This window comes from Pseudomonas aeruginosa (genome assembly GCF_001457615.1).
In the GTDB taxonomy this organism is placed as follows: Bacteria; Pseudomonadota; Gammaproteobacteria; order Pseudomonadales; family Pseudomonadaceae; genus Pseudomonas; species Pseudomonas aeruginosa.
Genome location: NZ_LN831024.1, coordinates 68,077 through 82,261, shown reverse-complemented (window position 1 = coordinate 82,261; position 14,185 = coordinate 68,077). Strand labels below are relative to the sequence as shown.

Annotated in this window: 19 protein-coding genes; 9 read left to right on the top strand and 10 right to left on the bottom strand. The window is 68.1% G+C overall.

Features of this window, described 5'->3' with window-relative positions:
- Positions 1-173: 173 nt before the first annotated feature.
- The 3 genes from AT700_RS00360 to prlC all read right to left on the bottom strand — a co-directional run bounded on the left by AT700_RS00360 (position 174) and on the right by prlC (position 3,638).
- Positions 174-1,232, bottom strand: coding sequence for a PA0069 family radical SAM protein (locus AT700_RS00360; RefSeq protein WP_003083628.1), 1,059 nt, complete (start codon positions 1,230-1,232; stop codon positions 174-176).
- An 88-nt stretch (positions 1,233-1,320) separates the two neighbouring features.
- Positions 1,321-1,596 (bottom strand): YheV family putative zinc ribbon protein, encoded by a 276-nt coding sequence (locus tag AT700_RS00355; protein WP_003083624.1) that lies wholly within the window; start codon positions 1,594-1,596, stop codon positions 1,321-1,323.
- Positions 1,593-3,638 carry an oligopeptidase A gene (gene prlC, locus AT700_RS00350; RefSeq protein WP_003083621.1) on the bottom strand — a complete coding sequence of 682 codons (2,046 nt, stop codon included), beginning with the start codon at positions 3,636-3,638 and terminating at the stop codon, positions 1,593-1,595. The genes AT700_RS00355 and prlC overlap by 4 nt, the downstream gene beginning before the upstream one ends.
- 77 nt (positions 3,639-3,715) lie before the next feature.
- On the opposite strand from prlC, the gene AT700_RS00345 reads away from it, so the two are divergent.
- Genes AT700_RS00345 through AT700_RS00335 form a run of 3 tightly spaced genes read left to right on the top strand, consistent with a single transcriptional unit; the run spans position 3,716 to position 5,932 of the window.
- A complete protein-coding gene (locus AT700_RS00345; RefSeq protein WP_003106612.1) occupies positions 3,716-4,258 on the top strand; it encodes a gamma carbonic anhydrase family protein in 543 nt (180 codons plus the stop codon).
- Positions 4,251-4,916, top strand: coding sequence for an HAD family hydrolase (locus AT700_RS00340; protein WP_003106611.1), 666 nt, complete (start codon positions 4,251-4,253; stop codon positions 4,914-4,916). The genes AT700_RS00345 and AT700_RS00340 overlap by 8 nt, the downstream gene beginning before the upstream one ends.
- 32 nt (positions 4,917-4,948) lie before the next feature.
- Positions 4,949-5,932 (top strand): hypothetical protein, encoded by a 984-nt coding sequence (locus tag AT700_RS00335; protein ID WP_015502121.1) that lies wholly within the window; start codon positions 4,949-4,951, stop codon positions 5,930-5,932.
- 7 nt (positions 5,933-5,939) lie between these two features.
- Here the strand turns inward: AT700_RS00335 and AT700_RS00330 are convergent, their stop codons facing one another.
- On the bottom strand, positions 5,940-7,067 hold the full coding sequence (locus AT700_RS00330) for an aminopeptidase (RefSeq protein WP_003118564.1): 1,128 nt from the start codon (positions 7,065-7,067) through the stop codon (positions 5,940-5,942).
- Positions 7,068-7,158: 91 nt separating this feature from the next.
- Between AT700_RS00330 and AT700_RS00325 the strand changes: the two genes are divergently transcribed.
- Both AT700_RS00325 and AT700_RS00320 read left to right on the top strand, forming a co-directional pair.
- A complete protein-coding gene (locus AT700_RS00325; protein WP_003083614.1) occupies positions 7,159-7,575 on the top strand; it encodes a hypothetical protein in 417 nt (138 codons plus the stop codon).
- 56 nt (positions 7,576-7,631) lie between these two features.
- Positions 7,632-8,069, top strand: coding sequence for a hypothetical protein (locus AT700_RS00320; RefSeq protein ID WP_003083612.1), 438 nt, complete (start codon positions 7,632-7,634; stop codon positions 8,067-8,069).
- Between the two features lie 11 nt (positions 8,070-8,080).
- Here AT700_RS00320 and AT700_RS00315 read toward each other — a convergent pair whose 3' ends face one another.
- The 4 genes from AT700_RS00315 to AT700_RS00300 all read right to left on the bottom strand — a co-directional run bounded on the left by AT700_RS00315 (position 8,081) and on the right by AT700_RS00300 (position 10,618).
- Positions 8,081-8,314: a DUF1161 domain-containing protein gene (locus AT700_RS00315; RefSeq protein ID WP_003083610.1), complete on the bottom strand. Its 234-nt coding sequence runs from the start codon at positions 8,312-8,314 to the stop codon at positions 8,081-8,083.
- A gap of 110 nt (positions 8,315-8,424) precedes the next feature.
- A complete protein-coding gene (locus AT700_RS00310; RefSeq protein ID WP_003118563.1) occupies positions 8,425-8,880 on the bottom strand; it encodes an OsmC family protein in 456 nt (151 codons plus the stop codon).
- Between the two features lie 83 nt (positions 8,881-8,963).
- On the bottom strand, positions 8,964-9,668 hold the full coding sequence (gene dsbM, locus AT700_RS00305; protein ID WP_003114663.1) for a disulfide reductase DsbM: 705 nt from the start codon (positions 9,666-9,668) through the stop codon (positions 8,964-8,966).
- A 62-nt stretch (positions 9,669-9,730) separates the two neighbouring features.
- Positions 9,731-10,618, bottom strand: coding sequence for an MBL fold metallo-hydrolase (locus AT700_RS00300; RefSeq protein ID WP_003083599.1), 888 nt, complete (start codon positions 10,616-10,618; stop codon positions 9,731-9,733).
- A 107-nt stretch (positions 10,619-10,725) separates the two neighbouring features.
- Here AT700_RS00300 and osaR point away from each other — a divergent pair, with 107 nt between their 5' ends.
- The 3 genes from osaR (at position 10,726) to AT700_RS00285 (ending at position 12,805) form a co-directional block, all read left to right on the top strand.
- Positions 10,726-11,646 carry an oxidative stress response transcriptional regulator OsaR gene (osaR, locus tag AT700_RS00295; RefSeq protein WP_003083596.1) on the top strand — a complete coding sequence of 307 codons (921 nt, stop codon included), beginning with the start codon at positions 10,726-10,728 and terminating at the stop codon, positions 11,644-11,646.
- Positions 11,647-11,711: 65 nt separating this feature from the next.
- Positions 11,712-12,218, top strand: a complete 507-nt coding sequence (locus AT700_RS00290) for a DUF1993 domain-containing protein (RefSeq protein ID WP_003083593.1) — start codon at positions 11,712-11,714, stop codon at positions 12,216-12,218.
- Positions 12,219-12,256: 38 nt separating this feature from the next.
- On the top strand, positions 12,257-12,805 hold the full coding sequence (locus tag AT700_RS00285; protein ID WP_003111523.1) for an RNA 2'-phosphotransferase: 549 nt from the start codon (positions 12,257-12,259) through the stop codon (positions 12,803-12,805).
- Between the two features lie 16 nt (positions 12,806-12,821).
- On the opposite strand, the gene AT700_RS00280 is transcribed toward AT700_RS00285, so the two are convergent.
- Both AT700_RS00280 and AT700_RS30215 read right to left on the bottom strand, forming a co-directional pair.
- Positions 12,822-13,292 (bottom strand): type II toxin-antitoxin system death-on-curing family toxin, encoded by a 471-nt coding sequence (locus AT700_RS00280; protein WP_003111524.1) that lies wholly within the window; start codon positions 13,290-13,292, stop codon positions 12,822-12,824.
- 2 nt (positions 13,293-13,294) lie between these two features.
- Positions 13,295-13,465, bottom strand: a complete 171-nt coding sequence (locus tag AT700_RS30215) for a hypothetical protein (protein ID WP_003111525.1) — start codon at positions 13,463-13,465, stop codon at positions 13,295-13,297.
- 266 nt (positions 13,466-13,731) lie between these two features.
- On the opposite strand from AT700_RS30215, the gene AT700_RS00275 reads away from it, so the two are divergent.
- The gene (locus tag AT700_RS00275) at positions 13,732-14,160 is read left to right on the top strand and encodes a cupin domain-containing protein (protein WP_003083588.1); all 429 of its coding nucleotides are present in this window, start codon (positions 13,732-13,734) and stop codon (positions 14,158-14,160) included.
- Positions 14,161-14,185: the final 25 nt, after the last annotated feature.

Sequence of the window (14,185 nt, the reverse complement as noted above, 5' to 3'; positions counted from 1 at the left end):
GGGGGCTGGCGCGCTGACCCGACCGGCCTGAAGGTCGAGCGTTCGCCGGGACGGCTGCTTCCGACGTTTCCGGCTTCCCGGCGGCAGCGGTTCTTCCCGCAGGGCGGATATCGCCACCGGCACGCTCCGCCGCTACTCCGCCCTATACGAAATGCTGCACCGCGGGGAAAACGCTAGAACAACGCCATCTGCGCCCCCGGCACGGCGAACCGGCTGCAATCCAGCCCGAAGCCCTCGCGGCGGTCCAGCCCGAGGCGCTTCATCGCCACCGCGAAACGCTGCGCCAGCAGGTCGGCGAACGGTCCCTGGCCACGAAAGCGGTGGCCGAAGCGGCTGTCGTAGACCTCGCCGCCACGGCATTGGCGGACCAGGCTCATCACATGCTCGGCGCGTTGCGGGTAGTGCGCCGCCAGCCATTCCTCGAACAGCGGGCCGACTTCGCGCGGCAGGCGCAGGAGCATGTACGCGGCGCTGCGCGCGCCGGCGTCCCGCGCCGCCTGGAGCAGGCGCTCCAGCTCCATGTCGTTGACCATCGGGATCATCGGCGAGCAGAGCACGCCCACCGGGATGCCGTTGCCGCTGAGCGTGCGGATCGCCCGCAGTCGCGCCGAGGGCGCCGCCGCGCGCGGTTCGAGAATGCGCTTCAGCTCGTCGTCGAGGGTGGTCAGGCTGATCATCACCGCCACCAGGTTCTGCTCCGCCAGTTCGCGCAGCAGGTCGAGGTCGCGAAGGATCAGCGAGCCCTTGGTGACGATGGTCAGCGGGTGACGGAAGCGCAGCAGCACCTCCAGCACCTGGCGGGTCAGGCGGCGTTCGCGCTCCAGCGGCTGGTAGGGGTCGGTATTGGCGCCCAGGTTGATCGGCGCGCAGCGATAGCCGGGCTTGCTCAGTTCCTGCTCCAGCGCGCTGGCGACGTTGCTCTTGGCGATCAGCCGGGTCTCGAAATCGATCCCCGGCGAGAGGTCCCAATAGGCATGGCTGGGCCGCGCATAGCAGTAGATGCAGCCATGCTCGCAACCACGGTAGGGATTGATCGAACGATCGAAAGGGAGGTCCGGCGACTGGTTGCGGGAGATCACCGTGCGGGCGATCTCCTCGCGCACCTCGGTGAGCTGGATCGGCGGCACGTCCTGCTCCCAGCCATCGTCGAAGGCCTCGCTGTGGGTCGGGGCGAAGCGGTTGAGGGGGTTGCTAGCGGTACCGCGACCGCGCGGGGGCAGGGGAGCGCTCATGAGGGGAACCCGGCGAAATACTGTATATGGATACAGTATCGCACCGGGCCCCGGCCCACAGCCATCGCCGCCGGTCGGCGGCGAGCGGTCAGGCGTCGGGCTTCTTCTTCAGCTTGGGATTGGGGAAGAACTGCACCGACTGCACCTTCGGGTTGGCCGGCTTCGGCGCGTTCTGGTTGACCCGCGTACCCAGCTCCTTCGGGATCGACTGGCCCTGGGCGTTGAGCGTGTCGGCGTAGCCGCAGGCCACGCATTCGCGGTGCGGCACGCCGTCCTCTTCCCACATCTGGATCTTGTCCTGTTCGCTGCACGCCGGGCAGACCGCCCCGGCGATGAAGCGCTTCCTGGTGATCGCCGGGCTCATGCGGCCTCCCCGACCAGCCCGGAGTGACGCAGCAGGGCGTCGATGGACGGCTCGCGACCGCGGAAATCGACGAACAACAGCATCGGCTCGCGGGAGCCGCCGCGGGCCAGGATCGCCTCGCGGAAGGCGCGCCCGGTATCGGGGTTGAACACGCCTTCTTCCTCGAAACGCGAGAAGGCATCGGCGGACAGCACCTCGGCCCACTTGTAGCTGTAGTAACCGGCCGCGTAGCCGCCGGCGAAGATGTGCGCGAAGCTGTTGGCGAAGCGGTTGTACGCCGGCGGACGCATCACCGCCACTTCGTCGCGGATGCCCTCGAGCACCTGCAGCACGCTGCGGCCGTCGCCGTGGGTGGCGTGCAGCTCGAAGTCGAAGAGGGAGAACTCCAGCTGGCGGACCATCATCATCCCGGACTGGAAGTTCTTCGCCGCCAGCATCTTCTCCAGCAGGTCCTGCGGCAGCGCCTCGCCGGTCTCGTAGTGGGCGGAGATCAGCGCCAGGCCTTCCGGTTCCCAGCACCAGTTCTCCATGAACTGGCTGGGCAGCTCGACGGCGTCCCAGGCCACCCCGTTGATCCCGGAGGCGGCGGCATGCTCGACGCGGGTCAGCAGGTGGTGCAGGCCATGGCCGAACTCGTGGAACAGGGTAGTGACCTCGTCGTGGGTCAGCAGCGCCGGCTTGCCGTTCACCGCCGGGGTGAAGTTGCACACCAGGTAGGCCACCGGGTCGATCAGCCGGCCCTGGGCGTCACGCCGGCGGTCGCGGGCGCCGTCCATCCAGGCACCGCCGCGCTTGTTGGCGCGGGCATAGAGGTCGAAGTAGAAGCGGCCGACGTGCTCGCCGTTCTCGAGGATCTCGAACAGGCGTACGTCGGCGTGCCAGCGTTCGAAATCGTGCAGTTCGCGGATCTGGATGCCGTAGAGGCGCTCGACGATGGCGAACAGGCCGGAAAGCACCTTGTCCACCGGGAAGTAGGCACGCAGCGCCTCCTGGGACACGCTGTAGCGCGCCTCGCGGAGTTTCTCGGCGTAGTAGCCGGCGTCCCAGCTCTGCAATTCGGTGCAGCCCTGCTCGGCGGCGTAGGCGCGCAGCTGCTCCAGGTCGCGGGCGGCGAACGGCTTGCTGCGCACCGCCAGGTCGCGGAGGAAGCTGAGCACCTGGTCGCTGGACTCGGCCATCTTGGTCGCCAGCGACAGCTCGGCGTAGTTGGCGAAGCCGAGCAGGCCGGCCAGCTCCTGGCGCAGATCGAGGATCTCTTCCATCACCGGACCGTTGTCGTTCTGCCCGGCGTTCGGGCCCTGGTCGGAGGCGCGGGTGCAGTAGGCGGCGTATACCTCTTCGCGCAGGGCGCGGTCATCGGCATAGGTCATCACCGCGTAGTAGCTGGGGAACTCCAGGCTGATCAGCCAGCCGTCCAGGCCCTTGGCCTCGGCGGCCTGCTTCATCTGGGCCTTGGCCGAATCGGTCAGGCCGGCCAGCGCGGCTTCGTCGGTGACATGCTTGGTCCAGGCCTGGGTGGCGTCGAGCAGCTGGTTGGAGAAACGGCTACCCAGCTCGGACAGGCGCGACTGCACCTCGGCATAGCGCTTCTGCTTGTCCGCCGGCAAGTCGATGCCGGACAGGCGGAAGTCGCGCAGGGCGTGTTCGAGGATGGTTTTCTGGGCCACGTCGAAGCCGGCCGCCTCGGGGCTCTTCGCCAGCGCCTCGTAGGCCTCGAACAGGGCGCGGTTCTGCCCCAGCTCGGTGGAGTAGGCCGACAGCTCCGGCAGACAGGCCTCGTAGGCCTCGCGCAGCTCGGCGCTGTTGCACACCGCGTTGAGGTGGCTGACCGGACTCCAGGCGGCGCCCAGACGGTCGTTGAGTTCGTCCATCGCCAGCACCAGGCCCTTCCAGGTCGGCTGCTCGCGCTGGGTTTCCAGCAGGCGGGCGATGGCGGCGCGGTTATCGGCGAGGATCCGCTCGATGGCCGGCTTCACGTGTTCCGGGCGAATGGAGGAGAAAGGCGGCAGGTCGTAGGCCTGCAGAAGGGGATTCGCGCTCACGTTGGCAACCTTGGCTAAGGAAATACCCGACCATCTTAAATACAATCGGCGGCATCCGCAGCCTGAGGAAAACTATCGTGACCATTCGTTCCTACCAGGGCAAAACGCCACTGCTCGGCGAGCGGGTCTTCGTCGATCCCTCGGCCGTGCTCGTCGGCGACATCGAGATCGGCGCCGACAGCTCGGTCTGGCCGCTGGTGGTGATCCGCGGCGACATGCACCGCATCCGCATCGGCCAGCGCAGCAGCATCCAGGACGGCAGCGTGCTGCACATCACCCACGCCGGCCCCTTCAACCCGGACGGTTTTCCGCTGAGCATCGGCGACGAAGTGACCGTCGGGCACAAGGTCCTGCTGCACGGTTGCAGCATCGGCAACCGGGTGCTGGTGGGGATGGGCTCGATCGTCATGGACGGCGCGGTGATCGAGGACCAAGTGATCCTCGGCGCCGGCAGCCTGGTGCCGCCGGGCAAGGTGCTGGAGAGCGGCTTCCTCTACGTCGGCAGCCCGGCGAAGAAGGCCCGTCCGCTGAGCGACAAGGAGCGCGGCTTCTTCACCTACACCGCCGGCAACTACGTGAAGCTCAAGGACCTGCACATCGCCGAGGACTACCATGCGTGACGCCACGCTGCGCTACCCGAACATCCTCTTCGATCTCGACGGCACCCTCACCGACCCACGCGAGGGCATCACCCGCTCGGTGCAGTTCGCCCTCGCCCGCCTGGGCATCGACGAGCCGGACCTGGCGCGCCTGGAACACTTCATCGGCCCCCCGCTGTTGCAGTGCTTCATGCAGACCTACGGCTTCGACGAAGCGCGCGCCTGGGAGGCGGTGAACCACTACCGCGAGCGCTTCAGGGTCACCGGTCTCTACGAGAACCGCGTGTTCGACGGCATTCCCGAGCTGCTCGAAGCCCTGGTCGGACGCGGCCACACGCTCTACGTCGCGACCAGCAAGCCCGGCGTGTTCGCCCGCGAGATCGCCCGCCACTTCGCCTTCGACCGTCACTTCAAGGCGATCTACGGCAGCGAGCTGGACGGCACGCGCACGCACAAGGACGAACTGATCCGCCATCTGCTCGACAGCGAAGGCCTGGCAGCGGAGCATTGCCTGATGATCGGCGACCGCATGCACGACCTGCTCGGCGCCAGCCGCAACGGTGTCGCCTGCATCGGCGTCGGCTACGGCTTCGGCAGCGAAGACGAACTGCGCGCGCACCAGCCGACCCATTACTGCGCCGACCTCGCCGCCCTGCGGCAGGTGTTGGAATCCCACTGACCCATGCTCCGTTTCAGACAAGGACGCCTGACATGACCGACAATCCCTTCGCCACCCCCACCGCCCCGGTGCAGCCGCCGGCCAGAGAGGTGCCCGCCACCACCCAGCCCTATGCGTTCATCGCGGTGCTGGCGCTGGTCACCTGCCTGTCCTTCGCCGTGAGCCTGGGCATCCAGTGGTACAACGACATCGGCGAGATCCGCCAGCGTTTCTCCGAGCACCTGCAACTGATGGCGCCGCACTGGTTCACCGGCCTGGTGTTCTACGCGGCGGCCAACCTGCTGGTGCTGCATGCCTACCGCGAGAAGCGGCGGCTCGTCGAGTTCCGCCCGCTGGCGCTGCTGCTGATCGGCTACGGTCTGCTCAACCTGGTCTGCGGCATGCTCGCCGGGATCGGCCTGGCACCGCTGACGCTGCCGTTCTACCAGTGGGTGACGGCGCAATCCAGCTACGGCGTCTGGCTGATGGCGTTCAACGAAGCGATGAGCTGGGTCTACCTGCTCCTGGGCAGCCTGCTGCCGCTGGGGCTGGTGCTGCTCGGCAGCCGGGTGAACTCGCCGCGCCTGGCCGAAGGGGAAGAAGCCCGCGTCGCTGCCTGGCAGGTCGCCCTGGGCGCCGCGCTGTGTTTCGCCACGCTGTGTTTCAAGCTGATGCAGTTCCTTCCCTACGCCCTGCTGCGCTACGACGAGCCTTGGCTATACGGCCTGTACCTGAGCGGCGTGGCGCTGCCCGCGGCGCTGCTCTTCGGCGCCGTCTGCACGCGCCTGCCGGCGCGCCTGCAACGCTTCGCCGCCGGCCGCGCGCTGCTGCTCGCGGTGGTCGCCATGCTGCTCTGGAGCGTCGCGCTGCTGGCGGTCGGCGGGGGGCTGGCGCTGCTGATGATCCTCGGCCTGGCGCCCGCTGGCATCGGCTATACGCTGCTGGTGGCGCTGCTCGGCGTCGGCCTGTTGGCGCTTCTCTGGCCGATCGGCCGGCTGGCCACGCGCTGGTGCTACGCCGACCAGCTCGCCGCCTGAGCAGGCGTCAGGGCGCTGCGGCGGCCAGCCGCTGCAACGCCGCCTGGCGCTCCGCCAGGGGGAGCTGGCCAAGGGCACGGACCCGCGCATAGAACGCCGGCCAGTTGCCGCCGACCTGGCGGAACAGCACGGCGAACGCCGCCACCCATTGGTCGTAGAGGCCGAAGGGAAGCAGCTTGGCATTGTTGAACGGCGCGTCGATCCAGGCCTTGAACGGCGACTCGCCACCCCATTCGCGCTGGCTCAGCGCCGCGTACTCGCGGCGCAGGCGCTGGAATTCGGCAGCCTTGCCGGCACGCTTGGCGGCATCGTCCAACGGCCCGGCATAAAGTGCTTCGAGGCGCGCACGACTGGCCAGGACCAGCGCGGTGAACTGCTCGCGGCGCTTCTCCTCGCGGCCGTCCGCCGGCGGCAGTCCACGATACTCGCGCCACTGGCGGGTACCTTCCTGTTCGACGAAGGTGGCGAAGGATTCGTTGAAGGCGGTGTCGTCGCGCAGGTAGAACTTCTGGTGCGCCAGTTCGTGGAAGATCAAGGTCGCCAGCCGTTCGTCGTCCCAGCGCAGCATGCTGCTGAGGATCGGATCGTCGAACCAGCCGAGGGTCGAGTAGGCCTGCACCCCGCCGACGTAGACGTCGTCGCCGAGCGCCCGCTGGCGCGCCGCCTCGGCGCGCGCGGCGGCCTCGCTGTAGTAGCCGCGGTAGGCCACGCAGCCGGCGATGGGGAAGCAATGGGTGACCGGCTGCAGCGACAGCTCCGGGGTGGCGAACACGTTCCATACCACGTAGGGCCGGCCGATATCGGCGTACAGGCGATAGCTGCGGTTGTCCGGCAGGCCGAGGCGTTCGCTGGCGAATTGCCGGGCCTTTTCCGCCTTCGCCAGGCGTTCGCGCAAGCGCGCGTCGCGCTGCGGGTCGGCGATCACCGCGGCGGCCGGCTCGCGGGCGCGCAGCAGGGCGAACTGGCCGCTGGCCAGTTGCCCGTAGTAGGAGACGGTCGAGCAACCGCTCAGCGCCAACAGCGCCAGGCAGGGAACCCAACGGGGCAGTCGAAGGTCAGCAAGCGGATGGCGAAGGCGGCGTGGCATGGGCGGAACATAGCACAGCACGCGGACCGCCCGCCGCCCTACCAGCACCGGTCCGCGATCCGGCGAGGCGGAGGAACGCAAGGCGTTTTTCCAAGGCGCGACGGATGGCGGCCGGGTTAAAGGAGCTTCGGAGTCTTCTATGCGTACGCTGCTGCTTGCCGGTGGCCTGCTCGTCCTGAGCGGCTGCTCACTGCTGATGCCCACCCCCGACCCGAACCGCGCCTGGGTCGACCTCGATACCCAGCCCGACGCCGATCTCGCCGCCGTGGAAGTCGACGACAAGAGCTGGGACCGCACGCGCTACTTCGAGGTCGATCCCGGCACCCGCGAACTCACGGTGCGCTACCAGTTCACCGTCGACCCGACCAACATCGGCCCCGTGGACAGCCCGCTCTGGCGCGATTGCCAGCTCAACCTCAAGTTCAAGGACTTCAGCGCCGGCCAGCGCTACCGCCTGGAGGCCGGGCACATCGGCTTCCGTCCCTGGGCGAAGCTCTACGACCAGGACAACAGGGAACTGGCGCGCGGCCGCGAGGGGCGCTGCGCGAAGGTCTGAACGGCGCAAGGCGAGGGCGCTATGCTAGGAGCTGAACACCCTCCGGAGCCCGCCCCATGCGTCCACTCACCCGTCTCGTCCCGCTCGCGCTGCTGCTCCTCGCCGGCTGCGCCGGACCGCTGCCGCAGCCGGACCCGCAGATGGCCTGGGTCGAGCTGCGCAGCGCGCCGGCCAACACCCTGCTGGCCGAGCGCCTGGACGGCGAGCGGTTGAGCGACGGGCGCTACTTCCAGGTCACTCCGGGACGCCATGTGCTGGAGGTGCGCTTCCAGTACGAACTCTATGGCGGTTCCGGCGGCGGGGGCGGCGGCTTCGGCGAGCCGGTGCAGATCAACTGCTACCAGCAGGTGGTCTATGACGGCTTCGAGGCGGGCCGGCGCTATCGCCTGGAGGTGCGCCCGCAATTGCGCAGGGCGCTGGCGCTACTGAGCGACGAGCGTGGCGAGGTGGTCGCCCGTTCGAACTTCCAGACCAGCCGCTGCCCGCCGTACTGAAACGCAGCGGCTCAGTCGTCGTTCTTCTGGTAGATGATCTTCTTGGTGCCGTTCTCGCAACTGCCGACCACCATGTTCGGGTCGCTGACTTCGTCGTTGCGCACGATCTCCAGGGTGTAAGAGGTCACCCCGGCCGACTGGATCTTGGTCTCGATCTCCGCCTTGAGTTCCTCGCACGGCTTCGGCGCGGCCAGCGCCGTGGCGCTGAACAGCAAGGCGGCAATCCCCAGCCCGATGGTTTTCATGACCCGTCACTCCTCGTCGATGCCTGGCAGCCGAGTGCTGCGCAGCGCATCCTGCCGCATTCGACTGCGGCAGGCCAGGGCCAGTTCGCCGGGCTGGGGAAGCGTTCCGCTCAGCCGTCGAGGCTGGCGTCCAGGCTGATCTTCGCGTTGAGCACCTTGGATACCGGGCAACCGGCCTTGGCCTTGTTGGCGATCTGCTCGAAGGTCTGCGCGTCCGCCCCCGGCACGCGCGCCCTGAGCACCAGGTGCACGGCAGTGATGGCGAAACCGTCGGACTGCTTGTCGAGGGTGACCTCGGCGCGGGTCTCGATACGTTCGGCGGTCAGGCCGGCCTCACCGAGCATCATCGACAGGGCCATGCTGAAGCAGCCGGCGTGGGCCGCGCCGATCAGCTCTTCCGGGTTGGTTCCCGGTGCGCCCTCGAAGCGGGTATTGAAGCCATAGGGGTTGTCTTTGAGCGCGCCGCTTTCGGTGGAAAGGGTGCCCTTGCCGTCTTTCAGGCCGCCTTGCCAGACCGCCGATGCCGTCTTCTTCATGTCGACTCCTCCGGAGCTGTGGATGGACATCCGCTCGCGTCGGCGAGCGGGCATGTCTACATGGGAGGACGACGCAGCCGGACAAGTTCAGTCCGCCTGCGCGGCGGCGGGATTCAGGCGCAACCGTCGATGCGGCAGAGCGGCGCCGCGGCCCCGCCCACGGCACCGCTGCCGCCGGCAAGGCGCAGCTGCGTTTCGAGGAAAGCCCGCCAGTCGTCCGGCTGGCCGAGGTAGCGCCCGGTGTCGAGCACCTGCAGGCGGCCGTCGCGCTCCAGGGCGAAGGTCGGGAAGCCAGCGGCGCCGAGACGGTTCATCAGCCGCCGACTGTCGGCGAAGTGCGCGCGCAGCGGCTCGCCGGAGCAGGCGTCGAACGCCTCGGCGAAGCCCTCGCCAAGCCCCAGTTCGGCACCCAGCTCGAGCAGCACCGGACGCTCGGCGATACGCCGGCCCTCGACGTAGTGGGCACGCTGGATCCGCGCCAGCATCGCCGCGCCGAGGCCGTCGAGCGCTTCGGCGGCAAGCACGGCGGCGGTCGGCGGGGCCGAGTCGAATACCGCGCTGGTGTCGCGCAGCAGGCCGTCGAAGTAGTCCTTGCCGAACGGCTGGCCGGTCAGTTGGGCGATCCGCAGGTCATGGGGCATCACGTAGTGGCGCAGACCGGCGCCGACCGGCTGGCGGTTGGCATCGGTCATCATGCCGCCGCCATGCAGGCGTACGTCCAGACCCGTCACCTCGCAGGCGGCGGCGAGCAGCGGCGAGGCGCCGTAGCACCAGCCGCAGAGCGGATCGTAGAGGTAATGCAGGGTGAGGTCGTTCATCTCGGTCTCCACGAGACGCCCCGCAGGGGACGCCTCGATCAGCGGCTATCGGCGGGCGCGGCTCAGGGCCACTGCATCTCGCCCTTGAGCACCTTGGCGCTCAGCTCCAGGCCTTCCTCGCCCGGCAGGTTCGGGTAGCGGCGCTTCATCGCCTCGACCAGCGCGGCGGAATCCCTGGCCTTGGGCAGTTCGGCTTCCAGGGCCTTCAGGTAGTCACGGGTGAAGCGCACGCCGTCCAGGCCCTTCGGCTCCTCGCCGGTGAAATGGCCGGGCACCACGCGCCGCGGTTGCAGCGCCTCGATCCGGTCGAGCATCGCCACCCAGGCCTGGCGCGAGGCCTGGGTCTGGGTATCGGCGGTCCAGACGTGCGAACCGGATTCCACCAGCACGCCACCAACCACCGTCTTCAGCGACGGAATCCACAGCACCGTGCGGTCCGGGCTCGGCCCCTTCAGGTCGACCACCTTCAGGGCATGGCCTTCCAGCTTCAACTGGTCGCCCTTCAGCGGCTCCGGCACCACCAGCGACGTCGGCGCGTTGTCCTTGAGGATCGGCCCCCAGTAGGCCAGCTTGGCGTCCTTGGTCGCCTGGATGTGTGCGACGGTCTGCGCCGTCGCGAGGATCTTCGCCTCGGGGAAGGCGGCCTTCAGCACGTCGAGGCCGAAGTAGAAGTCCGGGTCGCCGTGGCTGATGTAGATAGTGCTGAGGGTCTTGCCGCTGGCCTGGATACGCTTGACCAGTTGCTCGGCGTCGGCGCGGGAGAACTGCGCGTCGATCAGCATCGCCTCGCGCTGGCCCACCAGCAGTTCCGAGGACACGGCGAAGATCGCCTTCTCGCCGGGGTTGTAGACCTCCAGCCGCAGCGGTTCGGCGCTGGCGGCGAAGACGCCGGCGGCCCCCAGCAGGGCGGCGGCGGCGAACAGGGAACGAAGCAATCCATGGCGCGACATGAGCGGTTCTCCAGGCAGTGGGATCAGAGGCTTGCCATGTTAGTTGCTTGAAAGCGCGCAAAAAGCCCCGCAATAATCACAGCTTTGTTGCATGGATCGAGCGAATCATGGACCGCCTGACCGCCACTCGCGTCTTCGTCGAAGTCATCGACAGCGGCAGCCAGACCGCCGCCGCCGAGCGTCTGGACATGTCCCGGGCGATGGTCTCGCGCTACCTCGCCGAGTTGGAGGAGTGGGTCGGCGCACGCCTGCTGCACCGCAGCACCCGCCGCCTGAGCCTGACCGACGCCGGCGCGGAGCTGTTGCCACAGTGCCGCGAGATGCTCGCCGTGGCCGACGCCATGCAGGCCACCGGCCAGACCCGCCGCGACAGCCCGCGCGGCACTCTGCGCATCACCAGCAGCCTGTCCTTCGCCCAGGCCTGGCTGACCCGTGCCGCCGCCGCCTTCGTCGAGCGCTACCCGGGCACCGCCATCGACCTGCAGGTCAACAGCCAGGTGGTCAACCTGGTGGAGGAGCGCATCGACCTGGCCCTGCGCATCGCCAACCAGCTCGACCCCAACCTGATCGCCCGCCGCCTCGGCGAATGCCGCTCGGTGATCTGCGCCGCGCCGGACTACCTGCGCCGCCACGGCACCCCGCGGCGCCCGGAGGACCTGGCGCTGCACAACTGCCTGACCTACTCCTACTTCGGCCGCAGTCTCTGGCAGTTCGAGCGCGACGGCGAGCCGACCAGCGTGCCGGTGGGTGGCAGTCTCAGCGCCAACGAATCCACCGTGCTGCTGGAGGCCGCCGCCGCCGGTGCCGGGATCAGCCAGCAGCCGCTGTACTCGGCAGCCCCGCTGATCCGTAGCGGACGCCTGGTGGCGCTGCTGCCGGAGTGGTCGCCGCAGGTGCTCGGCATCCACGCGGTGTACGCCTCGCGCCGGCAGATGCCGCCGGCGCTGCGGGCGCTGCTGGACTTCCTGGTCGAACGGATGGCGGCCGATCCGCACTGGGACGAGGCGGGCCCCCTGGCGCTGGCGTGAAAGCCGGGTAGACTGCTGGACGCGCCGCCTTCGACGCACCTTTATCCCCTGTCTGGAGCACGTCCATGTCCCTGTCGATCTACCAGGCTTCGATCCCGACCTTCCTGCGCACCCTCGGCAACCTCTCGGCGATCCTGAAGAAAGCCGCCGCCCACGCCGAAGCGAAGAACATCGATCCGCGCATCTTCATCGACGCCCGGCTGGCGCCGGACATGTTCCCCCTGGCGCGCCAGGTGCAGATCGCCAGCGACGCCGCCAAGGGCGCCGGCGCGCGGCTGGCCGGGCTGGAAGTGCCGAGCTACGCGGATACGGAAACCACCTTCGACGAACTCCAGGCACGCATCGCCCGCACCGTCGAGTTCCTCGAGGGCATCCGCGAGGAACAACTGGACGGCGCCGAAGAGCGCAACGTGACCCTCAAGGTGCGCGGCCAGGAGATCAGCTTCAACGGCCGCGACTTCCTCTTCGGCTTCGCCCTGCCCAACTTCTTCTTCCACGTCACCACCGCCTACGCCATCCTCCGCCACAACGGCGTCGAACTGGGCAAGATGGACTTCCTCGGCGGCGCCTGAGGTTCCCGCGCCGGGATGGCACGCACAAGGACCATGGAATGGATCGGAAAACCCTCGACGACACCAGCAAGTTCCTCAGCTATGTCCTTCGCCACCAGCCCGAGGCCATCGGCCTGACGCTGGACGGCGAAGGCTGGGCCGACATCGACGCCCTGATCGCCGGCGCGGCGCGGGACGGCCGCGCCCTCGACCGCATGCTGCTCGGCGCGGTGGTCGAGAACAACGACAAGAAGCGCTTCGCCCTCTCCGCCGATGGCCAGCGCATCCGCGCCGTGCAAGGCCACTCGCATGCCGCGGTGGCCATCGCCTACGCCCCCGCGGTCCCGCCCGCAGTGCTCTACCACGGCACCGCCAGCCGCTTCCTCGACTCCATCCGCGAGCGCGGCCTGGTTCCCGGCAGCCGCCACCACGTCCATCTCTCCGCCCGCCGCGCCACCGCCCTGGAAGTCGGCCGCCGCTACGGCAGCCCGGTTCTGCTGGAAATCGACGCGCGCGACATGCACCTGGCCGGGCACCTATTCCACCAGGCGGAGAACGGCGTCTGGCTGACCGAGCGGGTACCCGTGCGGTTCATCCGCGAGGCTTGAGAAGGCGTTCTACGGACTAACCAATGCCCAAGCGGGCGACCATTCGCTCGAAAGCGTCGCTGTCCGGCAGGTTGTAAGCGTCGAATGGTCTGTGCCAGTAGAACATCCAGTCTTCCAGGTCCTGAACGCTCGCTTCACGAGTCACGAGGGCGACCATGATGTCGACGAAGTCCTGAGCGGGCCCCGTCAGCTCTATGCCATTGAGCAGGAGGAAAACCGTAGCGGCCGCCGCCGCCGTGCGTTTGTTGCCATTGGCAAAGCAGTGGTTCATTGCCAAGCTTTCCGCAAAGACCGCAGCCAGCGTGATGATATCGTCGGTTCGAGCATAGTAACGATGGTTGGCTGGCCGTTGCTGTGCGGACTCCAACTCGTTCGGTTTGAGGACGCCTATCGGCTCGTCCGGAGTCTGGGCCAGGATGAGCAACTCATTGAGGCGAACGAGATCTGCAACGGAGAGATAGCGTATCCCTTGCTGGTCTTGCGACATGCTTAAACCTTGGCCAGCTCTTCGAAGGTTTTTTCGTAGCGTTCGAAGGCCAGGGCAAAGGCGTTCTCGACCTGCTTCTGATGTTCTCCCAAGGCCGGGCGCGCGCGCACGACCTCATCGCGAGGACGGGGAGGAATGACGAGTTTCTTCGATTTGCGCAGCGATCGCGACATATGTACCTCCAAGGATCCACTTCCCGGACCTGCCTGCCCCGGGCAGGGGACGAATATTCAGTGTTCAAGCATATACCAGTGCAGGCAGGGAACAGATGTCCTCTCGAAACCGGAAGCACTGGCAAGGCGCACCGCAACATGGCCTAGCAGCCTGCAGACGAGCCTCGAACGTTGATGGCCCGCTGCCGCCTAGCAGAAGCGGCAGTGGAGCAGGCGGTGAAAGCCGGCTTGACTGAGGAAAAATACCGACAAGCGCAGGACGCCCGATGGACCTTCGCCCCAGCCACGTGCATGTGTTCCCACCCAGCCGCGACCTCCCGGCCGCAACCAGTCCGCACCGCGAAACCCTGCTGCGCAGCGGCTGCGCCTGGAACGGCTCGCTCTACCTCGGCTATCCCCTCGGCCAGCCACAGCTCACCGTGCAGCGCCTGAGCCTGGCCGCCCACGAACGCCTGGACTGGCAGGTCCATCCGATGCCCAGCGCGCTCTATGTGCTCAAGGGCGAACTGCGCCTGGAGACCCGCGACGGTGCTCAGAGCACGCGGGTGCTGGAAGGCGAGGCGGCGGGCTGCCTGATGAACATCATCCATCGCCTGATAGCCGGGGCCGAACCGGTGGAAGCCCTGCTGTTCCATGCCGGCGTGGAAGGCATGCCGGTGGGGCTCGGCGAACGCGGCGAGATGCCCGACGCCTGAAGACGCCGGCGGGCCGGACAGCAGC